This is a genomic window from Streptomyces sp. NPDC039423 (genome assembly GCF_055598725.1).
On the sequence record NZ_JBVKAH010000002.1, the window covers coordinates 53,057 to 72,352 of the forward strand.

Below are 19,296 nucleotides of genomic sequence, written 5' to 3' on the forward strand. Positions count from 1 at the left end.
GGTTCCGTACCGGCCGGTTCGGTACGGGAGTGGCCGGATAGGCTCAGCGCGTGGAGCCGGTACAAGCGCAGCGTCGTCCGTGGGTCGTCGGGGTGTCGGGGGCGTCAGGGACCCCGTACGCCGCCGCCGTGCTGCGAGGTCTGCTCGCCGCCGGGGAGAGCGTCGATCTGGTGGTGTCCCGGGCGTCGCGGCTGACGCTGCTCGACGAGACCGGGATCGGTTTCCGGGACGCCCACTGGCGCGAGGACCTCGCCGAGTGGCTGTCGCGGGGCGCGGACGGGAAGCCCGGGACGTACCGGGTGGACGTGTCGGACGTGCGGCACTGGGCGGCGGGCGACCTCGCGGCCGGGCCGTCGTCGGGGTCGTACCCCGTCAAGGGGATGCTGATCGTGCCCGCGTCCACCGCGTGCGTGGCGGGGGTGGCGCTGGGGCTGTCGAAGGACCTGTTGCAGCGGGCGGCGAGCGTGACGCTGAAGGAGCGGCGGCCGCTGGTCGTGGCCGTCCGGGAGACCCCGCTGAACGGCCAGACCCTCCGGCACCTGGTGGCGCTGGACGAGGCGGGCGCGGTGGTGCTGCCCGCCTCTCCGGCGTTCTACGCGGGTGCGACGCACATCCAGGACCTGGTCGACTTCGTCGCCGGCCGGGTGCTGGACGCCGCGGGCGTGCCCCACGGGCTGTACCGCCGCTGGAAGGGGGAGCTCGGCGGGGGCGCCCCCGGCAGGGCCGAGGGGGAGCTCGGTTGAGGACCCGCGGCCGGCAGGGGCGGTCTTGTCGATCGGGCCGGGTCGGGGGCCGGGCGTCGTGAGCCGGACCCGATCGGCGAGAGGCTTCTCAGCGCTTCCCGGTACGGCGCGGACGAGGCGGCGACACGCGGTCGACCCGGCGCGCGGCGGCCGGCTGGTGGGCACGCGAGCGGTTGGCCAGCTCCTGCAGCGCGCGCATGTGGGCGTAGGCCATCTCGATCGTGTACACGATGAGTGTCATCTCCTGACGGATCGTCTTTGATCTTCTGAAAGATTCACAGGGCGTTGGCTCTGTGTGCCTTTGATTCTACAATCAAAAACGCTGTGTTGCTGAACAATGGAAGGCTTCAGGTATATGGACGCCGTGGATAGGCAGCTCATCCAGGCCCTTCGCGAGAACGGCAGGGCCTCGTACGCCGAGCTCGGCCGGCTCGTCGGGCTCTCCGGGCCCTCCGTGACCGACCGCATCAACCGGCTGGAAGCGGCGGGCGTCATCACCGGCTACCGCGCCACGGTGGACGCCGCCTCCCTCGGCCTCGGCGTCACGGCGCTGATCGGCATCTCCCTCTCCGACGCCGCCGACCACGAGGACGTGGCGCGCCGGCTGAAGGACCTGGCCGAGATCGAGGACTGCTGGTTCATCGCCGGTGACGACTCCTTCATGCTCAAGGTGCGCGCCAGCGACGTCGACGGCCTGGAGAAGACGATCCGCCGGCTGTCCGGGACCAAGGGCGTCTCCCGCACCCGCACCACCATCGTGCTGTCGACGAAGTGGGAGAACCGGGTCGGCGACCTGCCGGAGGAGGGCTGACGGCACCGCGTGTTTCCGGGGGAGTACGGTGGTGGAGCCCGATTGACGCACGTATGGGAGGCGGCCTGCTATGGACGCGGGGCTCAAGCGCGAGCTCGAGGAGAAGGTCCGTTCCGGGGAGCGGCTGACCCGCGAGGACGGCATCGCCCTCTACGAGTCGGACGACCTGGCCTGGCTCGGCGGTCTCGCCCACGAGGTGCGCACGCGCAAGAACGGTGACGTCGTCCACTTCAACGTCAACCGGCACCTGAACATGACGAACGTGTGCACCGCGTCGTGCGCCTACTGCTCGTTCCAGCGCAAGCCGGGCGAGAAGGACGCGTACACCATGCGCATCGAGGAGGCCGTCCGCCTCGCCAAGGCGATGGAGAACGACAACCTCACCGAGCTGCACATCGTCAACGGGCTCCACCCCAACCTGCCGTGGCGCTACTACCCCCGCTCGCTGAGCGAGCTGAAGAAGGCGCTGCCGCACGTCTCCCTGAAGGCCTTCACGGCCACGGAGATCCACCACTTCGAGACGATCTCCGGACTGTCCGCCTCCGAGATCCTCGACGAGCTGATCGAGGCCGGTCTGGAGTCGCTCACCGGTGGCGGCGCGGAGATCTTCGACTGGGAGGTCCGGCAGCACATCGTGGACCACCGCACCCACTGGGAGGACTGGTCCCGCATCCACCGCCTCGCGCACGAGAAGGGTCTGCGGACCCCGTGCACGATGCTGTACGGGCACATCGAGGAGCCCCGCCACCGCGTCGACCACGTGCTGCGGCTGCGTGAGCTCCAGGACGAGACCGGCGGCTTCCAGGTCTTCATCCCGCTGCGCTACCAGCACGACTTCGTGGACATGCGGGACGGCAAGGTCCGCAACCGGCTCCAGGCGCGCACCACGATGGCCACCGGCGCCGAGGCCCTGAAGACCTTCGCGGTCTCCCGGCTGCTCTTCGACAACATCCAGCACGTCAAGGTCTTCTGGGTCATGCACGGCGTCCAGACCGCCCAGCTCGCCCTCCAGCACGGCGCGGACGACATGGACGGCTCGGTCGTCGAGTACAAGATCACGCACGACGCGGACAACTACGGCACGCCCAGCAAGCTGGGCCGCGAGGACCTGCTGGAGCTGATCCGGGACGCCGGCTTCCGCCCCGTGGAGCGCAACACGCGGTACGAGATCATCCGCGAGTACCCGGGCCCCGACGCGGACCGCCGCGAATCGCCCCAGCCCATGCGGGTCTGACCCGCCGGGCCCGGGCGCGTTCGGCCCCGCCCCCGCCGGGTACCCGGGGCGCGTGACCGGCCACGCCGCCGCCCGGGGCGCCGCCCCCGAGGACGCCTACGACGCCGCGCCCTTCGTACCGGAGGGCGCCGGCATCGAGGCGCTGCGCGAGGCGGCCGCCGGGTGCCGGGGCTGCCCGCTGCACCGGGACGCCACACGGACCGTCTTCGGCGCCGGGAACGCCCACGGGCGGGTCCTGCTGGTGGGCGAGCAGCCCGGCGACCAGGAGGACCGGCAGGGCGCGCCGTTCGTCGGGCCGGCCGGCCAGGTGCTCACCCGGGCGCTGGACGAGGCCGGGATCGAGCCGGACGACACGTACGTCACCAACGCCGTCAAGCACTTCAAGTTCACGGTCGTGCCCGAGCGGGGCAAGCGCCGCATCCACAAGTCGCCGAGCCTCCGCGAGGCGGCCGCCTGCCGGCCGTGGCTGGAGGCGGAACTGCGGCTGGTCGCCCCCGAGGTGGTCGTCGCCCTGGGCGCGACCGCCGGGAAGGCCCTGCTCGGTCCGTCGTTCCGGGTCACCGAGCAGCGGGGCACCCTGCTGCCGCTGCCCGGCCACGAGGAACTCGGCGCGTGCCTGGTCGCGACCGTCCACCCCTCCGCCGTGCTGCGCTCCCGCGACCGCGAGGCCCTCTACGCGGGCCTGGTGTCCGACCTGCGGATGGCGGCGCGGGCCCTCGGCTGAGCCGTTTATCGTCGCTCGCATGCCGTTGACCTTCGCACTGGACCCGCCGGTCGGTCCCGCTCTGCGCGACGGCGTCCTCACCCTGTGGGCGGACGTCTCCAACGCGGGCGGCTCCGTCGGCTTCGTCCCGCCCGTCACCCCCGACGACATCCGCCCCGAGTGGGTCAAGCACCTCGCCGCCATGACCGAGGGCCGCACCCGGCTGCTGGTCGGCCACGACGAGGACGGCGCCGTCGCCGCCACCGCCTTCATCACGCACAACACCCACCGCCTGATGCGGCACTGGGTGTGGCTCTACACCGTGATGGTCCACCCCCGTCACCAGGGCAAGGGGTACGGGCGCGACCTGATGGCCGCCACGGAGCGGGCGGTGCGCGGCCTCGACGGCATCGAGGCCGTCCGGCTCACCTGCCGCGGCGGCACCGGCGTCGACCGGTTCTACGCCTCGTGCGGCTACAAGGAGGTCGGCCGGGTCCCGGACGCCATCCGGGTGGCCGACGGCGACGACCGGGACGACATCATCATGCATCTGCCGCTCCACCCCCTGAACTGATCGAATCGGCACGTGCTTCACTGGACGGGCAGGAACGCCGTACCAAGGAATACGAAGGAAGAAGGCCCCGCCGTGTCCGCTGCCCGCACGAGCGCCACGATCCGGTACTCCCTCATGCGCCTGGGCGTCTTCGCCGGCTGCTTCCTCGCCCTGTGGGGGCTGGTGTACGTCGGCGCGCTGCCGCGCGGCCTCGGGGACTCCAACCTGCTGTGGGTGCTCCTCCTGTCCATCGTGATCTCGGCGCCCCTGAGCTTCGTCCTGCTGCGCAAGCAGCGCGACGCGATGTCCGCGCAGATCGTCGAGAAGGTCGACACCGCCAAGGCCCGCCTTGAGGCCAACCGGTCCCGGGAGGACCGGGCCGCCCGGTGAGCTGAGTCACGTACCCCCGCGCACCCCCGTGCCGAAGCAGCGCTTCGCACGGGGGTGTTGGCGTTCTTGGCCCGGCGGACCCAAAGAAGTGCTTTGAGGTCCTCAAAGTTCAAGTGTTAACGTGTTCGACGTGACGACAGCAGTGCGCCCCGAAGCCGACGCCATGAGCATCCCGCTCGTGGCGCGCCTGCACGTCGACCTCTGCCGCTGTATGTCCGCGGTCTGTTGCCGCGAAGTCTGACCCGGCATCATGCAGCGGCGCCGCCGTAAGGCGCGTGCGCCGCACCCCTCGTCCCGTATTCCCCGATACGCCTCACTGGAGTGTGTCCGTGTCCGCGTCCGCGAGCACCGCGAACCCCGATACCCCGCCCGTCCGCCGCATACCGAAGGTGCCCTTCTGGGCCCAGATCGTCGCCGGTCTCGTCCTCGGCGTGGTCCTCGGCTGGGTCACCCGCACCTATGACGTGCAGTGGCTGCACACCACCCTGGACAAGGTCGGCCACATCTTCGTCCAACTGCTGAAGCTGGCCGTCGCGCCGCTCGTCTTCTTCGCGATCCTGGTGTCCATCACCAACCTGCGCAAGGTCAACAACGCCGCCCGGCTGGCCACCCGCACCCTGCTCTGGTTCATGATCACGTCGCTGATCGCCGTCGCCATCGGCCTCGCGATCGGCCTGGTCACCAACCCGGGCGCCGGCACCGGCCTCACGCCCAAGGACGGCGAGAAGCCCGAGAACGCCGGTAGCTGGCTGGACTTCCTCACCGGCATCGTCCCCACGGACGTCATCACGCCGTTCACCGAGCTGAACGTCCTCCAGATCGTCTTCATGGCCGCCGTCGCCGGCATCGCCGCGCTGAAGCTCGGCGAGAAGGCCCAGCCGATCCTCACCCTCAGCGAGTCGGTGCTGGAACTGCTCCAGAAGGCGCTGTGGTGGGTCATCCGCCTGGCCCCGCTCGGCACCGTCGGCCTCATCGGCTACGCCATCGCCGACTACGGCTGGGACCTCATCGGCAAGTACGCCACCTTCACCGCCGACGTCTACATCGGCTGCGCGCTGGTCCTGTTCGGCGTGTACCCGCTGCTGCTGGCGGTCGTCGCCAAGGTCAACCCGGTCCAGTTCTTCAAGGGTGCCTGGCCCGCCATCCAGCTTGCCTTCGTCTCCCGCTCCTCCGTCGGCACCATGCCGGTCACCGTCAAGGTCACCGAGCGCCTCGGCGTGCCGAAGGAGTACACCTCCTTCGCCGTCCCGTTCGGCGCGACCACCAAGATGGACGGCTGCGCCGCGATCTACCCGGCGCTCGCCGCGATCTTCATCGCCCAGATCTTCGACGTCCAGTTGGGTATCGGCGACTACCTGCTGATCGCCTTCGTCTCGGTGATCGGCTCCGCCGCCACGGCCGGCCTGACCGGCGCGACGGTCATGCTGACGCTGACCCTGTCCACGCTGGGCCTGCCGCTGGAGGGCGTCGGCCTGCTGATGGCCATCGACCCGATCCTGGACATGATGCGCACGGCGACCAACGTCGCCGGCCAGGCGCTGGTCCCGGTCGTCGTCGCCGCCCGCGAGAAGATCCTGGACCACGACGCGTACAACGCCGCCTCGGCGTCCCCGATCGACGGCGACGGCGACGCGTACGGCGTGCGCGAGGCCGAGCGGAAGGTGACCGTCCCGGCCACCGCCTGACACCCCCGCACGAACGCGCCCCCACCGGCCGACGGCCGGCGGGGGCGCCTTCGCGCGGGCGGTCAGAGTCCGGCGGTCTGGAGCAGCCGGTTGGGCGAGGACTTCGTCACCGTGAGGATGTCCTTCACCGACTGCTCGACGAGCCAGGTGTACACCTGTGCGGGTGTCGCCGCGGGGTAGCGCGCCTTGAGCAGGGCGGCCACACCCGCGACGTGCGGGCCGGCCATGGAGGTGCCGTTCAGCGCCACGCTCCCGCCGCCGAGCCGGGCGGAGAGGATGGCCGCCCCGGGGGCGTAGAGGTCCAGGCACGCGCCGAAGTTGGAGAAGTCGGTCTCCCGGTCCAGGTAATCGGTGGCCCCGACGGTCAGGACCCGCGCCGCGCTCGCCGGCGAGACGGTGCAGGCGTCGACCGAGTCGTTCCCGGCGGCGACCACCGGCAGGACGCCCTTGTCGGACAGCGCGGTGGCGGCCTGGTTGAGGGCGTCGCTCCGCGGGCCGCCGAGCGAGCCGTTGAGCACCGCGGGCTGCTTGGCGTTCCTCGCCACCCAGTCCATGCCGGCGATCATCCCGGCGTACGAGCCCCTGCCGTCGCAGCCGAGGACCCGCACGCTCACCAGGGTGGCCTGCCGGGCGACACCGAAGGTCGCCCCGCCGACGGTCCCCGCGACGTGCGTGCCGTGGCCGTTGCAGTCCTGGCCGTTGCGGCCGTCGCCCATGGCGTCGAAGCCCGGCACGGCACGGCCGCCGAACTCCGGGTGGTGGTAGTCGATGCCGGTGTCCAGGACGTAGGCCGTCGCGCCGGCCCCGGAGCTGTTGACGTTGAACTGCTGGTTGAGCGGGAGGTAGGGCTGGTCGATGCGGTCCAGGCCCCAACTGGCGGCGTACGCGAGCGGGTTCGGTCCGGCGGGCACGGGGTCGGCGGTGACCACCGCGTCCTGCTCGACGGCCGCCACGTCCGGCAGGCCGCGCACGGTCGTGAGTTGCGAGGCGCTCAGTCCGGCCGTGAAGCCGCGCAGCACGTGCGTGTACTCGTACAGCGGGGTGACGCCGAGCTGCTGGGTGATCCGGACGGCGGACGCCGTGCCGGGCTTCAGGGTGACGATGTACCGGCCGGGCATCGGATCGGCCGTGGTCCGCAGCGGTGCGGGGGTCTCGGCGGCCACCGCGGTGACGGTGGCGGCGACGGGTGCGGCGGTGGCGGTGGCGGCGGTGGCCGGGGTCGCGGCGAGGGGGAGCAGGAGGAGCATCGCGATACGCGAACGGCGGGCGAACAGCCTCATGCAGAACTCCGATCGGGAGTGTCCGAGAAAGGGCGACGTCTGTAGGGAAGCAGTCGCCGGGCTCCAGGCGGCATCACTCACTGGAGTGATGCGGATACTTTGCGTGGCGAACGGCGCACATGACAACGGGCTATGTGCGCGGCACGCGCCCTGCCGACGGGTCGTAGGCTTACCGACTACCCAGGAGTAGGAGGACGGTTGACGTGAAGAGCACGGGCGCGAAGGCCAAGCGCATGCCCCGGGCCGTGCGCGAACAGCAGATGCTGGACGCGGCCGTGCACACCTTCGGACAGCGGGGCTACCGGGCCGCGTCGATGGACGAGATCGCCGAACTGGCCGGTGTGTCCAAGCCGTTGGTGTACCTGTACCTCAACTCCAAGGAAGAGCTGTTCACCGCCTGCATCCGGCGCGAGGCCGCCGCGCTGATCGCCGCCGTCCGCGGCGCGGTGGAGCGGGACGCCACCGAGCCCGGGCCGCCGGCCGACCGGCAGCTCTGGGCGGGCCTCACCGCGTTCTTCGCGCACACCGCCGAGCACCCGGACGGATGGGCGGTGCTGCACCAGCAGGCCCGTACGCACGGCGAGCCGTTCGCCGCCGAAGTGGCGGCCATGCGCGACGAGATGGCGGCCTTCGTGACCGTCCTGATAGGCGCGGCGGCCCGGGACGCGCACCAGGACCCCGCGTTCGCCGACCGGGACGTGTCCGGGCTCGCCCGGGCCCTGGTGGGCGCGGCCGAGTCACTGGCGCAGTGGGCCAACGAGACGCCGGGGGTGTCCGCCAAGGAGGCGGCCGCGACCCTGATGAACTTCGCCTGGACGGGCCTGGGCGGCCTCATGGACGGCCGGCGCTGGTCGCCCTCCCGGTGACCCCGCCCGCTCACCCGAACGCCGGGGCCGCCTTGCCGCCGGGTGGCGGGGCGCGTCGTATGGACAGGGACATCCGGTCCGGCGCGAGAGGTAGCCATGTTCGTACGTACGACCTATGCCACGGGTGAACCCGCGAAGCTCGACGGGGCCGTGGGCGCCCTCACCACCGAGGGCAGGCAGCAGCTCGCGCAGGAGCCGGGGTATCGCGGTGCGGGCGTGTTCGTGGACCGCGAGGTCGGCAAGCTGGTGATCGGCACCTGGTGGGAGGACGAGGAGGCCCTGCGGGCCAGCGCCGACCGCATGAGCGAGGTGCGCGCCCGGATGCTGGCGGGGTTCGCGGCCACGGTGACGGTCGACTCCTGGGAGGCGGCGGTGGTCACCCGGCCGGAGTCGGCCGGTGAGGGCGCCCGGTTCCGGATGGTCCGGATGGAGGTGGCCCCGTCCGACGCCGACTCCCTGGTCGACTCCTACGAGCACGGCGCCCTGCCCAGGCTCCGGGCGATGCCGGGCTTCCTCGGCGGATCGCTGCTGCTCGACCGCGTCGGCGGGCGGGCCACGGTCGGCGCGCTCTACGCGGACCAGGAGAGCCTGGCGGCGTCCCGCGGCCCGGTCGCCGCCGTGCGCGGCGAAGCGACGGCCCGGGCGCGGACGACCGTGCGGTCGCTGGAGGAGTTCGAGGTCGTCATGGTGGAGGCCCGGCCCCCGTCCTGACCCGGCGCCGGTCCTGCCCTCGTCCTGACCCGGCCCCTGTCCCTCACCCGTCCTGACCCGGCGCCGGTCCTGACCCCGGCGCGGTGTGACGCGGGCGCGCGGGGGTCAGAACGGCACCCGGGCCGCGTCCACGGCCGCGGTGGCGGCGGGGTCCCCCTCGCACTCGATGCTGCCGACCGGCGGGCGGCCCGACAGGTGCCGCATCAGCGTCACGGCGTCCGTCTGCACCACCACGGCCGGTGCGCCGCGCCCCAGCGTCCAGCGGCCCCCGGCCGGTCCCGACAGGTCCAGGAACACCGGCGGTCCGCTCCAGCCCAGCGCGAGGTCCAGCAGCACCTGTCCGACGACCTCCTTGTCGTGCTCGCGCAGGACGAGGTCGCGCTCGGTGGCGTCGCAGATGTCCACCCGGTGCATCCAGGTGTCACGGGAGACCAGCACCCTGGCCAGGAAGTCCATGGAGTCCTCGGCCAGCTCCCTGGACTCCGGGAACAGCGGGCTCAGCGGGATCCTGCGCCGCATCCCGGCCGGCACCCGCTCCACCGCCCGCACCCCGCGCGGGCCGAGCCGGGTCAGCAGCCCGATCAGCTCCTGGGGCGGCGCGGAACGCCGGGCCTCGACCTGGCACTGGTTGTGCGCGTGCAGCGGCGACAGTCCCGGGTGGCGCCGGCGGCCCAGCACCGCCCGGCCGACCAGCAGCCAGGGCCGGGCGAGCTCCTCGTACTGCGCCACCACATGGGCCGTCATGTCCCGCACGGTCCAGCCCTCGCACGCCGTGCCGCGCGACCAGTCGCCGGGCGCCAGCCCGTGCAGCAGGGCGAGCATCGCCCGCACCTCGGCGGCGTTCACCGCCCGGGCCCGGAGCGGGTGCGTACGGGGGATGTCGCCGGCGGAGGGCGGGGTGGTGGTGACCATGGCGTCTCCCTGGGCGAGGACGTACTCCCCGAGACACGATTCACGCTACGCCGGTCGCGACGGATTTTCCCGCCGCCGCGTGCCCCCACCCCGGCGCCAAAACGTTTGTGCGAAGGAGGGGTGGGCCGTGATCATGGGGCGGTGCCGACCCGAACCGAGCTCAGCCGCCCGATGGTGCTGCTCCTGGCCGTCGCCTGCGGCGTGGCGGTCGGCAACATCTACTTCCCCCAGGCCGTCAGCCCGCTCGTCGCCACCGGTCTGCGCGTCTCCCCCGACGCGGCCGCCCTGATCGTCACCGCCGCTCAGTTCGGGTACGCGGCCGGGGTCTTCCTCCTCGTACCGCTCGGGGACCGCTTCGCGCACCGCCCGCTCATCGTCACCCTGCTGTCCGTCACCGGCGCCGTCCTGGTCGCGGCGAGCGCCGCGCCCGGTCTGCCGCCGCTCGTCGCGGCCGGCGCGCTGACCGGCCTGACCACGGTGATCGCCCCCCTGGTGGCCCCCATGGCGGCCGGTCTGGTGGCCGACGACCGGCGCGGGGCCGTCACCGGCACCCTGCTGGCCGGGTCCCTCGGCGGCATGCTGCTGTCCCGGGCCGCCGGCGGCACGCTCGGCGAGTGGCTCGGCTGGCGGGCGCCGTACCTGCTGGCGGCGTCGGCCTCCCTGCTGACGGCGGCCGTACTGGCCCGGACGCTGCCGGCGACCACCCCGCCGGCGGCCCAGCCGTACCGGGCGCTGCTCGCCGCCCCGCTGCGGTTGCTGCGCACCGAGCCCGAACTGCGCCGCTCGTGCTTCTACCAGGCGACGGTGTTCGGCGCCTTCACCGCCGTGTGGACCGGCGCCGCCCTCCTGCTGACCGGTCCGGCGTACGGGCTCGGTGCCCAGGCGGTGGGGGCGCTGGCGCTGGTGAACGCCGGCACCATGCTCGCCACCCCGGCCGCCGGCCGGCTCGTCGACCGCCGGGGCCCGGACGCGGTCAACCTCGTCTGTTTTCTCGTGGTCATCGCCTCGGCCATGGTCCTCGCGCTCGGCGGCAGCGGCGGCGTGGCGGGCCTGACCGCCCTGGTGCTGGGCACGCTGCTGCTCGACGTCGCGATGCAGACCGGCATGATCGCCAACCAGGTACGGATCTGGGCGCTGTCCGCCGACGCGCGAAGCCGCCTCAACACCGCGTACATGACCTGTGCGTTCATCGGCGGAGGCATCGGGTCGTGGGCCGCCACGGCCGCGTACGGCCGCTTCGGCTGGCCGGGCGTGTGCGGGCTGATCGCCGCCCTCGCCGCCCTGGCCCTGACCCGCCACGCGGCACGCCCGCGCGGGGTCTGAGGGGCCGGGCCGAGTAGGCGCACACAGCGCGGCGCACCACGCGGTGGCCGGGCCGCTCGCCGTCGCTCAGCCGCCGTCCACGCCGCGCCGCGACCGCCACCGCCGCACCAGCTCGTCCGCGTCCAGCGGCGCGAGGCGCAGCGGCGGGCCGGCCGGCGGACGGCGCAGCGCTTCGGTGATCTTCTCGTTGACCGCGGCGACGATCCGGCGGACCTCCGCCTCGCTCGCCGCCCGCTCCACCGCCTCGAGCGCGTCCTCCGCCTCCTTGCGGAGGGCGAGCGCCGGAGGCAGGACGGGGGCGATGCCCTCGCGGTGCATCTTGCCCTTGACCCACCACGTTTCGTCGTACGGGGCCGAGTCGTCCGCCAGCGGCTTGCCGAACCCCGGCAGGTCCCGGAAGTCACCGCGTTCCGTCGCCTCGCGGATCTGCTTGTCGACGAACGATTCGAAGTCCACGCCGGGCGGTTTGCGTTCGGTCATGCCTTCGAGCGTACGGCCGGTCGCCCTTCGGTGAAGGGAAAAGGCAGGAGCCCTTTCCGTACGGCCGTGCGACCGGACGGAAAAGGCTCCTTGGGTACTGCTCAATCGGGTACTGAAAGTCGTGCGCGATCGCCGACCCGGGCAACTAGGCCGGGGTGACGTTCTCCGCCTGCGGGCCCTTCGGGCCCTGGGTGACGTCGAAGTTCACGACCTGGTTCTCCTCGAGGGAGCGGAAACCAGACGCGTTGATCGCGGAGTAGTGGACGAAGACATCCGGGCCGCCGCCGTCCTGGGCGATGAAGCCGAAGCCCTTTTCAGCGTTGAACCACTTGACGGTTCCGGTAGCCATAAGCCCTCCTATGGGCCAAAGGGTTGCCCTGCTCCAGAACCTGCCAAACAAGTCTGAAAACTACAAAAGCCTGCGGGTCACATGCTCCGCAGGCTCTGTACTGCAAGGGAAACCAAACTGCAACTTGCGTTGAGCCTAGCACGCTGTGTGTGCGCATGGGTAGAGGGAAAGATCACGTCACCCGGATGTTTGACGGAGTTCATCCGCGCTGACGGTGGACCCGGCGATGCCCGCCTTCCAGGACGGGGCTAGCCTCGCGATGTGGACAATTCAACCGACGACCCCCACCCGCTGCGGAGCCGGCCCCGCGTCGGACACATCCAGTTCCTGAACTGCCTCCCCCTTTACTGGGGCCTCGCCCGCACCGGCACGCTCCTCGACCTCGAGCTCACCAAGGACACCCCCGACAAGCTCAGTGAGCAGCTCGTCCGCGGTGATCTCGACATCGCTCCCGTCACCCTCGTCGAGTACCTCCGCAACGCCGACCGGCTCGTCGCCTTCCCCGACCTCGCGGTCGGCTGCGACGGCCCCGTCATGTCCTGCGTGATCGTCTCCCAGCAGCCGCTGGAGCGGCTGGACGGGCAGCGCGTCGCCCTCGGCTCCACCTCCCGCACCTCCGTGCGCCTGGCGCAGCTCCTGCTCGCCGAGCGGTACGGGGTGGCCCCCGACTACTACACCTGCCCGCCCGACCTCGGCGTGATGATGCAGGAGGCCCAGGCGGCGGTCCTGATCGGCGACGCCGCGCTGCGCGCCTCGCTGCACGACGCGCCCCGGCTGGGCCTGGAGGTCCACGACCTGGGCCAGATGTGGAAGGAGTGGACCGGGCTGCCGTTCGTCTTCGCGGTGTGGGCGGTCCGCAAGGACTACCTGGCGCGCGAGCCGCGTGTCGTGCGCCAGGTGCACGAGGCGTTCCTGGCCTCCCGCGACGTGTCGCTGGAGGAGGTCGCCAAGGTCGCCGAGCAGGCGGCGCGCTGGGAGGCGTTCGACGCGGTCGTCCTGGAGAAGTACTTCACCACGCTGGACTTCCGCTTCGGCGCGGACCAGCTCGCCGGGGTACGCGAGTTCGCCCGGCGCACCGGGCCGACGACCGGCTTCCCGGAGGACGTGACGGTCGAACTGCTCGCCTGACGCCCGCCGGCGTCCGGCCGCCGCCCTCCGGGACACCGGTCCGGTCTCCGTCCGGCGGAGCGCGTGGCGCTCGCGGGTCTTCTACGCTGCGGACACGACCTAGGGGGGAAGGCGCATGCAGCCGCTGGAGGGTGACGATCCGCGGGCCGTCGGGCCGTACCGGTTGCTCGGCCGGCTCGGGGCGGGCGGCATGGGCCGGGTCTACCTCGCCCGCAGCGAGGGCGGCCGGACCGTCGCGGTGAAGGTGGTGCACCCGCACTTCGCGCGGGACGAGGAGTTCCGGGCCCGGTTCCGGCGGGAGGTCGAGTCGGCGCGGCGGGTCGGCGGGCGGTGGACGGCCCCGGTGCTCGACGCCGACCCGGGCGCACCGGTCCCATGGGTCGCGACCGGATACGTCACGGGGCCGCCGCTCGCCGCCGCCGTCACCGAGCACGGTCCGCTGCCGGAGCACACGGTACGGGCGCTGGGCGCCGGACTGGCCGAGTCGCTGGCCGCCGTCCACGGGCTCGGACTCGTCCACCGGGACGTCAAGCCGTCGAACGTCCTGCTGGCCCTGGACGGGCCCCGGCTCATCGACTTCGGGATCGCCCGCGCCACGGACGGCACCGCCTCGCTGACGTCCACCGGTGTGTCGGTCGGTTCGCCCGGCTACATGGCGCCCGAGCAGATCCTCGGCACGGGCGTGACCGGCGCCGCCGACGTCTTCTCGCTGGGCGCCGTCCTCGTGTACGCGGCGACCGGCGCGGCGCCCTTCCCCGGTGACTCCTCGGCGGCGCTCCTCTACAAGGTGGTCCACGAGGAGCCGGAGCTGGGCGGTGCCCTGACCGGCGAGCTGCGGGACCTGGTCGCCGCGTGCCTGGCCAAGGACCCGGCCGCCCGCCCCGAACCCGCCGGGGTGGCCGGGCGGCTGGCCCCGGACGGCACGGCCGCGCTGGTGTCGGGCGGCTGGCTGCCGGGCCCCCTGGTGCAGCGGGTCGGCCGGGAGGCGGTCCGGCTCCTGGACCTGGAGCCGGCGTCGGCGACCCCGCCCACCAGCGGCCCGGTCCCGTTCACCACCCCCGCGGTCGTCCCGCCCGCCCCGCCCGGGGGCTTCGGGGCGCCGGGGGTGTTCGGGCCGCCCGTCGAGCCGGGCGGGAGCGACGGGCCGCCCGTCGGAACCGCCGGGACCGGGCCGGGCGGCGCCGCCGCGAGCCCGCCGCGGACGCCCCTGTCGCTGTCCCTCACCACGTCCGCCGAGCCCAGCGGCGCCCGGGGCCGCCGCCTGAGCTGCACCGTCGCCCTCGCCGTGGCGGGCGCCCTGGCCGCGGTGACCGTGGGCGGCGGGTCCCTGCTCGGCCTGTTCGACCGCGGAGGCCACGACGACACGGCCGGACACCGGCCGCCGACGGGGACCGGCAGCAGCTCCCCAAGCCCGGCGGCGCCGGGCACGGGCGGCCCGGACGCCGGGGCGCCCGTCACCTCCGTACCGAAGGAGTTCCTCGGCACCTGGCGAGGCCCGGTCCAGGAGGCGAGCGGCCTGCCGCACGGCGACCTGACGGCCGTCTTCACCCGGGGCACGACGGGGCAGGACGTGGTCAGGATGACGACGACCCTCTCCGCGCTCGGCACCACCGTCGAGTGCCACAGCGTCGGCAGGCTCACCGGGGCCGGGCCGCGCGTGCTGCGGGTCACCGACCGCACCGACCCCACCAAACCCGGCTCGCCCGGCCTGTGCACCGGCGGGTCCGCCGCCCTCACGTTCACCCTGGCCGGGGACGGCACCCTGCGCTACGAGTCCCGGGAGGCCGCGGCGGGCACCCCGAGCGGAACGCTGCGGAGGACCGGGTGAGCCGGGTGCGGCGGCCGGTGCGGAGGGTGCGCCCGAGGGCGGCCGGAACGCTGGCGTAGGCTGGTTCGGTCCGTCCACCACCCTGCCGAAAGGGACACCCGGTGACCGAGAAGGCCGACCTCGTTCCTGATGTCACAGCCGTGCTCGACCGCGCAGCCGAGGGTGGGCGGATCAGCCCCGAGGAGGCGCTGACCCTGTACCGGTCGGCCCCCCTGCACGCGCTGGGCGCGGCGGCGGACGCGGCGCGCCGACGGCGTTACGCCGGTACCGAGCACATCGCGACGTACATCATCGAGCGCAACATCAACTACACCAACGTCTGCGTCACGGCCTGCAAGTTCTGCGCCTTCTACGCCCCGCCCAAGGACACCGCCAAGGGCTGGACCCGGGACCTGGACGACATCCTGCGCCGCTGCGCCGAGACCGTCGAGCTGGGCGGCACGCAGATCATGTTCCAGGGCGGCCACCACCCGGACTTCGGCGTGGAGTACTACGAGAAGCACTTCGCCGCCATCAAGAAGGAGTTCCCCCAGCTCGTCATCCACTCCCTCGGCGCCTCCGAGGTCGAGCACATGGCCCGCATCTCGGGCGTCTCCGTCGAGGAGGCGATCTCCCGCATCCACGCCGCCGGTCTGGACTCCTTCGCGGGCGCCGGTGCCGAGCTGCTCCCCGAGCGGCCGCGCAAGGCCATCGCCCCGCTCAAGGAGTCCGGCGAGCGCTGGCTGGAGATCATGGAGACCGCGCACCGGATGGGCGTCGAGTCGACGTCCACCATGCTGATGGGCACCGGCGAGACCAACGCCGAGCGCATCGAGCACATGCGCATGATCCGTGACGTCCAGGACCGCACGGGCGGCTTCCGCGCCTTCATCCCGTACACGTACCAGCCGGAGAACAACCATCTGAAGGGCCGCACCCAGGCCACCATCTTCGAGTATCTGCGCGTGATCGCCGTCGCGCGGCTGTTCTTCGACAACATCGCCCACATCCAGGGCTCCTGGCTCACCACGGGCAAGGAGATCGGGCAGCTCACCCTGCACTACGGCGCCGACGACCTCGGCTCGATCATGCTGGAGGAGAACGTCGTCTCCTCGGCGGGCGCGAAGCACCGCTCCAACCTGCGCGAGATGATCGACATGATCCGCACCGCCGACCGCGTCCCGGCGCAGCGCACCACGACCTACGAGCACATCGTCGTCCACGACGACCCGGCGAACGACCCGGTCGACGAGCGCGTCGCCTCCCACATCTCCTCCACGGCCATCGAGGGCGGCACCGCCCACCCCGAACTCAAGCTGCTCCCCACCACCTGAGCCGGCCGTGCTGACGATCCACACCGCCGAGGCCTCGCCCGAGGCCGCGGTCCTCGTCGACGGCGCCTCGCTCGCCGCGATCGGCCCGTACGACGACCTGGCCGCCGCGCACCCCACCGCCCGGGTGCGCCGGTGGCCCGGCATCCTCACCCCCGGGCTGCTCAACCCGTACGGACCCGAACTGCTGGAGCAGGCCTACCACCCCGATCCGCGCGAGGCCGACCGGTTCGGCACCGAGCCGATCACCGGGGAGCGGGCGCGGGCCCTCTTCCGCGCCGACCCCGCGCGGCAGGGCGCGAGTGCCCGGCGCGGTGTGCAGCGCATGCTGGCGCACGGCACGGTCGCCGTCGCCGGTGAACTGCGCGGCCGGGCCGCCCTGGACGCGGTCCGCCGGGCCGGGCTCGCCGTCGGGCAGCGCCCGCCGAACCTGCCGGGACCGGCGTCGTTCTCCCCGCGGCCGCTCGTCCTGCTGCCGGGCCTCACGGTCGGCGGGCCGGCCCGGTTCGCGGTGTTCGACGTGCCCGACCGGGCGGCCCTCGTGCGGCTCGGCGCGTCGACGTGCGTGGCCACCGTGCTGGGCGGACGCCTGGTGCACAGGCGGGCGTAGGCGGCCGGGGTCCGCCTGCCACAATGGGCGCGTGACGCGAGCAAACCTGGACAAGCAGCCGCATGAAGTCGCCTCGATGTTCGACGACGTCGCCGCGAACTACGACCTCACCAACGACGTGCTCTCGCTCGGCCAGGACCGGCGGTGGCGCAAGGAGGTCGCCCGGGCGGTCGGCGCGCGGCCGGGGGAGAAGGTCCTCGACCTGGCCGCCGGTACCGGCACCTCGTCGCTGCCGTTCGCGCGGGCCGGGGCGTACGTCGTGCCGTGCGACTTCTCGCTCGGCATGCTCCGCGAGGGCAAGAAGCGTCACCCCTGGCTGCCGCTGACGGCGGGCGACGCGACCCGGCTGCCCTTCCGGGACGGGGCCTTCGACGCGGTGACGATCTCCTTCGGACTGCGCAACGTCCACGACACGGACGCCGCGCTGCGCGAGCTGTACCGGGTGACCCGGCCCGGTGGACGCGTCGTGATCTGCGAGTTCTCGCACCCCACCTGGGCGCCGTTCCGCACCGTGTACGAGGAGTACCTGATGCGCGCGCTGCCGCCGGTCGCGCGCGCCGTGTCGTCCAACCCCGACGCGTACGTGTACCTCGCCGAGTCGATCCAGAGCTGGCCCGACCAGCCGGCGCTCGCCGGGCTGCTCCAGAAGGCCGGCTGGTCCGCGGTGGCGTGGCGGAACCTGACCGGCGGCGTGGTGGCCCTGCACCGGGGGACGAAAGCGGCATAACGCCATTCGGGTTGACGGGGAACGACCACCCGGCAGGATGTGACCGTCCCTCACTTCCCGTCATCCGGAGCATCCATGGCGTCGAACTGCCCGCACTGCGCGACCTCGGCCCCCGAGGGAGCGCGCTTCTGCATGACGTGCGGGCGGGAGATCGACCCGGTGGCACCGCCCGCCTGGGCCACTCCCGCGCCCCCGGCGCCCGCCGTCCCCTCCCCGCCCCCGCCCCCGGCGCCGTACGTGCTCGGGCCCCCGCCGCCCGCGGGACCCGAGTCGCCCGCCGACGCCGCCGACGCCCGGCAGGGGACGCGGGGCGCACTCTTCTGGGGACTCGTCATGGTGGCCGCCGCCGTCCTCGGGGGCGGCGGAACCGCCGGGGTGCTCCTGCTCACGGACCGCGACGAGGCGCCCGCCCCGTCCGCCGGCGGCAGGCCGGCCGTCGTCGTCGCGCCGAGCACCCCCTCCGGCGGCGCCGCCCCGTCGCCGTCCACCGGCTCCGCCCGCAAACCGCCGTCCACCGGGCCGGCCGCGGACGCCACCCCGGGGCCGAGCGCCGCGCCGGACGCCGGCCCGGGCGCGTCCGCCCCGGCGGAACCGGCCGTGCCCGAGGGGTACCGGATGGTCGCCGACCCGGCCGGGTTCTCCTTCGCCGTCCCGTCGGTCTGGCGGCGGGTCGGGGAGGAACCGGCGGGACAGATCACCTACGCCGGGTCCACCGGCATGTCCCACCTGCTCGTCGGCGTCGTCCACGACGCCCCGTACACCTCCCTGGGCAACCTCACCGCCCTGGAGGCCAACTCCCGCGAGAAGAACCCGGACTACCGGCGCGTCCGGCTGGAGGCCAACACCTTCCAGGGCCGGCCCGGAGCCGTCTGGGAGTACACCTACACCGACCGGGCGGGCCGGCTGATCCACGCGATCGACCAGTCGTACGTCGCCCGGGACGGCACCGAGTACGCCGTCTACTTCACCGTGCAGGACGACAGCTGGGACGTCGCCCGCGAGACCTTCGACGTGGCCCTGTCCACGTGGAGGCCGCACGACGCCGGCTAGGACGCAGGAGGCCGGGCGGATCCGGCCGGGCGGATCAGGGCGTCAGGTCCAGGCGGAAGCAGTGCCCTTCCTGCCCGCCGCTGCCGGGGATGGCGTACGTCTCCGCCCGGGTCATCCCGAGCCGCCGCGTCACCGCCACCGACCGCTCGTTGCGGGTGTTCACCATGGCGACCACCCGCTCCACCCCCGCCGCCCGCAGCCGCTCCAGCGTGACCCGGGCGGCGGCCGTGGCGTACCCCTTGCCCCACGCGGACCGGGCCAGCCGCCAGCCGATCTCCACCTCGCCGGCCGGTCCCCAGGCGTGCGGCCACGGCTGCGCGCCCGTGAAGCCGATGACCTCGCCGTCCTCGTCCAGCAGTGTCCACAGACAGAAGCCCAGCTCGGCGTCGTGCCGGCGCTGACGGGCGGTGAACTCGTGGTAGACGGACAGTTCGGCCGGGCCGCCCTGGAAGAACTCCATGACCTCCGGGTCGGCGAAGACCCGGTGCCAGGCGTACGCGTCCTCGTGCGTCGGGACACGCAGCCGGACGACGGGCTGGACGACGGGCCCGACGACGGGCTGGACGACGGGCTGGACGGCGGCGGGGAGCAGCTCGGTCATCG

At 73.1% G+C, this 19,296-nt stretch carries 22 protein-coding genes; 16 read left to right on the forward strand and 6 right to left on the reverse strand.

Annotated features, from left to right (window positions below; translation table 11 throughout):
* Positions 1–50 precede the first annotated feature (50 nt).
* Positions 51–743 carry a UbiX family flavin prenyltransferase gene (locus ACZ7LK_RS06140; RefSeq protein ID WP_392272611.1) on the forward strand — a complete coding sequence of 231 codons (693 nt, stop codon included), beginning with the start codon at positions 51–53 and terminating at the stop codon, positions 741–743.
* 88 nt (positions 744–831) lie between these two features.
* Here the strand turns inward: ACZ7LK_RS06140 and ACZ7LK_RS06145 are convergent, their stop codons facing one another.
* Positions 832–984 (reverse strand): hypothetical protein, encoded by a 153-nt coding sequence (locus tag ACZ7LK_RS06145; RefSeq protein WP_392272610.1) that lies wholly within the window; start codon positions 982–984, stop codon positions 832–834.
* Between the two features lie 114 nt (positions 985–1,098).
* On the opposite strand from ACZ7LK_RS06145, the gene ACZ7LK_RS06150 reads away from it, so the two are divergent.
* The 6 genes from ACZ7LK_RS06150 (at position 1,099) to ACZ7LK_RS06175 (ending at position 6,119) form a co-directional block, all read left to right on the forward strand.
* Positions 1,099–1,554 carry an Lrp/AsnC family transcriptional regulator gene (locus ACZ7LK_RS06150; protein WP_030495192.1) on the forward strand — a complete coding sequence of 152 codons (456 nt, stop codon included), beginning with the start codon at positions 1,099–1,101 and terminating at the stop codon, positions 1,552–1,554.
* 70 nt (positions 1,555–1,624) lie between these two features.
* Positions 1,625–2,788 carry an aminofutalosine synthase MqnE gene (gene mqnE, locus ACZ7LK_RS06155; RefSeq protein ID WP_392272609.1) on the forward strand — a complete coding sequence of 388 codons (1,164 nt, stop codon included), beginning with the start codon at positions 1,625–1,627 and terminating at the stop codon, positions 2,786–2,788.
* Between the two features lie 52 nt (positions 2,789–2,840).
* Positions 2,841–3,512 (forward strand): UdgX family uracil-DNA binding protein, encoded by a 672-nt coding sequence (locus tag ACZ7LK_RS06160; protein WP_392272608.1) that lies wholly within the window; start codon positions 2,841–2,843, stop codon positions 3,510–3,512.
* A gap of 19 nt (positions 3,513–3,531) precedes the next feature.
* A complete protein-coding gene (locus ACZ7LK_RS06165; RefSeq protein WP_392272607.1) occupies positions 3,532–4,065 on the forward strand; it encodes a GNAT family N-acetyltransferase in 534 nt (177 codons plus the stop codon).
* Between the two features lie 72 nt (positions 4,066–4,137).
* A complete protein-coding gene (locus ACZ7LK_RS06170; RefSeq protein ID WP_392272606.1) occupies positions 4,138–4,434 on the forward strand; it encodes a DUF4229 domain-containing protein in 297 nt (98 codons plus the stop codon).
* Between the two features lie 329 nt (positions 4,435–4,763).
* Positions 4,764–6,119 carry a dicarboxylate/amino acid:cation symporter gene (locus tag ACZ7LK_RS06175; protein WP_392272605.1) on the forward strand — a complete coding sequence of 452 codons (1,356 nt, stop codon included), beginning with the start codon at positions 4,764–4,766 and terminating at the stop codon, positions 6,117–6,119.
* A 62-nt stretch (positions 6,120–6,181) separates the two neighbouring features.
* Here ACZ7LK_RS06175 and ACZ7LK_RS06180 read toward each other — a convergent pair whose 3' ends face one another.
* A complete protein-coding gene (locus tag ACZ7LK_RS06180) occupies positions 6,182–7,399 on the reverse strand; it encodes a S8 family peptidase (RefSeq protein WP_471138688.1) in 1,218 nt (405 codons plus the stop codon).
* A 233-nt stretch (positions 7,400–7,632) separates the two neighbouring features.
* Here ACZ7LK_RS06180 and ACZ7LK_RS06185 point away from each other — a divergent pair, with 233 nt between their 5' ends.
* Entirely contained in the window at positions 7,633–8,265 is a 633-nt protein-coding gene (locus tag ACZ7LK_RS06185) for a TetR/AcrR family transcriptional regulator (RefSeq protein ID WP_392272697.1), read from the forward strand.
* Positions 8,266–8,361: 96 nt separating this feature from the next.
* Positions 8,362–8,976, forward strand: coding sequence for an antibiotic biosynthesis monooxygenase (locus tag ACZ7LK_RS06190; protein WP_469464070.1), 615 nt, complete (start codon positions 8,362–8,364; stop codon positions 8,974–8,976).
* A gap of 105 nt (positions 8,977–9,081) precedes the next feature.
* Here the strand turns inward: ACZ7LK_RS06190 and ACZ7LK_RS06195 are convergent, their stop codons facing one another.
* The gene (locus ACZ7LK_RS06195; protein ID WP_469464069.1) at positions 9,082–9,888 is read right to left on the reverse strand and encodes a maleylpyruvate isomerase family mycothiol-dependent enzyme; all 807 of its coding nucleotides are present in this window, start codon (positions 9,886–9,888) and stop codon (positions 9,082–9,084) included.
* Between the two features lie 141 nt (positions 9,889–10,029).
* Between ACZ7LK_RS06195 and ACZ7LK_RS06200 the strand changes: the two genes are divergently transcribed.
* Positions 10,030–11,211, forward strand: a complete 1,182-nt coding sequence (locus ACZ7LK_RS06200; protein ID WP_471138691.1) for an MFS transporter — start codon at positions 10,030–10,032, stop codon at positions 11,209–11,211.
* Positions 11,212–11,277: 66 nt separating this feature from the next.
* On the opposite strand, the gene ACZ7LK_RS06205 is transcribed toward ACZ7LK_RS06200, so the two are convergent.
* Entirely contained in the window at positions 11,278–11,691 is a 414-nt protein-coding gene (locus ACZ7LK_RS06205; RefSeq protein ID WP_392272600.1) for a DnaJ family domain-containing protein, read from the reverse strand.
* Between the two features lie 145 nt (positions 11,692–11,836).
* Complete coding sequence (locus tag ACZ7LK_RS06210) at positions 11,837–12,040, reverse strand: cold-shock protein (RefSeq protein WP_003967102.1); 204 nt, start codon at positions 12,038–12,040, stop codon at positions 11,837–11,839.
* Between the two features lie 261 nt (positions 12,041–12,301).
* On the opposite strand from ACZ7LK_RS06210, the gene ACZ7LK_RS06215 reads away from it, so the two are divergent.
* The 6 genes from ACZ7LK_RS06215 to ACZ7LK_RS06240 all read left to right on the forward strand — a co-directional run bounded on the left by ACZ7LK_RS06215 (position 12,302) and on the right by ACZ7LK_RS06240 (position 18,693).
* Positions 12,302–13,168, forward strand: a complete 867-nt coding sequence (locus ACZ7LK_RS06215) for a menaquinone biosynthetic enzyme MqnA/MqnD family protein (protein ID WP_392272599.1) — start codon at positions 12,302–12,304, stop codon at positions 13,166–13,168.
* Positions 13,169–13,283: 115 nt separating this feature from the next.
* Complete coding sequence (locus ACZ7LK_RS06220) at positions 13,284–14,996, forward strand: serine/threonine-protein kinase (RefSeq protein ID WP_469464067.1); 1,713 nt, start codon at positions 13,284–13,286, stop codon at positions 14,994–14,996.
* A 101-nt stretch (positions 14,997–15,097) separates the two neighbouring features.
* Positions 15,098–16,309: a cyclic dehypoxanthinyl futalosine synthase gene (gene mqnC / locus ACZ7LK_RS06225; RefSeq protein WP_392272597.1), complete on the forward strand. Its 1,212-nt coding sequence runs from the start codon at positions 15,098–15,100 to the stop codon at positions 16,307–16,309.
* A gap of 7 nt (positions 16,310–16,316) precedes the next feature.
* Positions 16,317–16,916, forward strand: a complete 600-nt coding sequence (locus ACZ7LK_RS06230; RefSeq protein ID WP_392272596.1) for an imidazolonepropionase-like domain-containing protein — start codon at positions 16,317–16,319, stop codon at positions 16,914–16,916.
* A 31-nt stretch (positions 16,917–16,947) separates the two neighbouring features.
* Positions 16,948–17,643, forward strand: a complete 696-nt coding sequence (locus ACZ7LK_RS06235) for a demethylmenaquinone methyltransferase (protein ID WP_392272595.1) — start codon at positions 16,948–16,950, stop codon at positions 17,641–17,643.
* Between the two features lie 75 nt (positions 17,644–17,718).
* A complete protein-coding gene (locus tag ACZ7LK_RS06240) occupies positions 17,719–18,693 on the forward strand; it encodes a zinc-ribbon domain-containing protein (RefSeq protein WP_392272594.1) in 975 nt (324 codons plus the stop codon).
* Positions 18,694–18,727: 34 nt separating this feature from the next.
* Here the strand turns inward: ACZ7LK_RS06240 and ACZ7LK_RS06245 are convergent, their stop codons facing one another.
* Positions 18,728–19,294, reverse strand: a complete 567-nt coding sequence (locus ACZ7LK_RS06245; protein WP_469464065.1) for a GNAT family N-acetyltransferase — start codon at positions 19,292–19,294, stop codon at positions 18,728–18,730.
* Positions 19,295–19,296 lie beyond the last annotated feature (2 nt).

What these genes read in the sequence shown, in the direction of transcription:
- ACZ7LK_RS06180 (WP_471138688.1), bottom strand. Translation starts at nt 7,399, where the DNA reads ATGAGGCTGTTCGCCCGCCGTTCGCGTATCGCGATGCTCCTCCTGCTC.
- ACZ7LK_RS06185 (WP_392272697.1), top strand. Translation starts at nt 7,633, where the DNA reads ATGCCCCGGGCCGTGCGCGAACAGCAGATGCTGGACGCGGCCGTGCAC.
- ACZ7LK_RS06165 (WP_392272607.1), top strand. Translation starts at nt 3,532, where the DNA reads ATGCCGTTGACCTTCGCACTGGACCCGCCGGTCGGTCCCGCTCTGCGC.
- ACZ7LK_RS06150 (WP_030495192.1), top strand. Translation starts at nt 1,099, where the DNA reads ATGGACGCCGTGGATAGGCAGCTCATCCAGGCCCTTCGCGAGAACGGC.
- ACZ7LK_RS06245 (WP_469464065.1), bottom strand. Translation starts at nt 19,294, where the DNA reads ATGACCGAGCTGCTCCCCGCCGCCGTCCAGCCCGTCGTCCAGCCCGTC.
- ACZ7LK_RS06240 (WP_392272594.1), top strand. Translation starts at nt 17,719, where the DNA reads ATGGCGTCGAACTGCCCGCACTGCGCGACCTCGGCCCCCGAGGGAGCG.
- ACZ7LK_RS06205 (WP_392272600.1), bottom strand. Translation starts at nt 11,691, where the DNA reads ATGACCGAACGCAAACCGCCCGGCGTGGACTTCGAATCGTTCGTCGAC.
- ACZ7LK_RS06190 (WP_469464070.1), top strand. Translation starts at nt 8,362, where the DNA reads ATGTTCGTACGTACGACCTATGCCACGGGTGAACCCGCGAAGCTCGAC.
- ACZ7LK_RS06195 (WP_469464069.1), bottom strand. Translation starts at nt 9,888, where the DNA reads ATGGTCACCACCACCCCGCCCTCCGCCGGCGACATCCCCCGTACGCAC.
- mqnE (WP_392272609.1), top strand. Translation starts at nt 1,625, where the DNA reads ATGGACGCGGGGCTCAAGCGCGAGCTCGAGGAGAAGGTCCGTTCCGGG.
- ACZ7LK_RS06210 (WP_003967102.1), bottom strand. Translation starts at nt 12,040, where the DNA reads ATGGCTACCGGAACCGTCAAGTGGTTCAACGCTGAAAAGGGCTTCGGC.
- ACZ7LK_RS06220 (WP_469464067.1), top strand. Translation starts at nt 13,284, where the DNA reads ATGCAGCCGCTGGAGGGTGACGATCCGCGGGCCGTCGGGCCGTACCGG.
- ACZ7LK_RS06145 (WP_392272610.1), bottom strand. Translation starts at nt 984, where the DNA reads ATGACACTCATCGTGTACACGATCGAGATGGCCTACGCCCACATGCGC.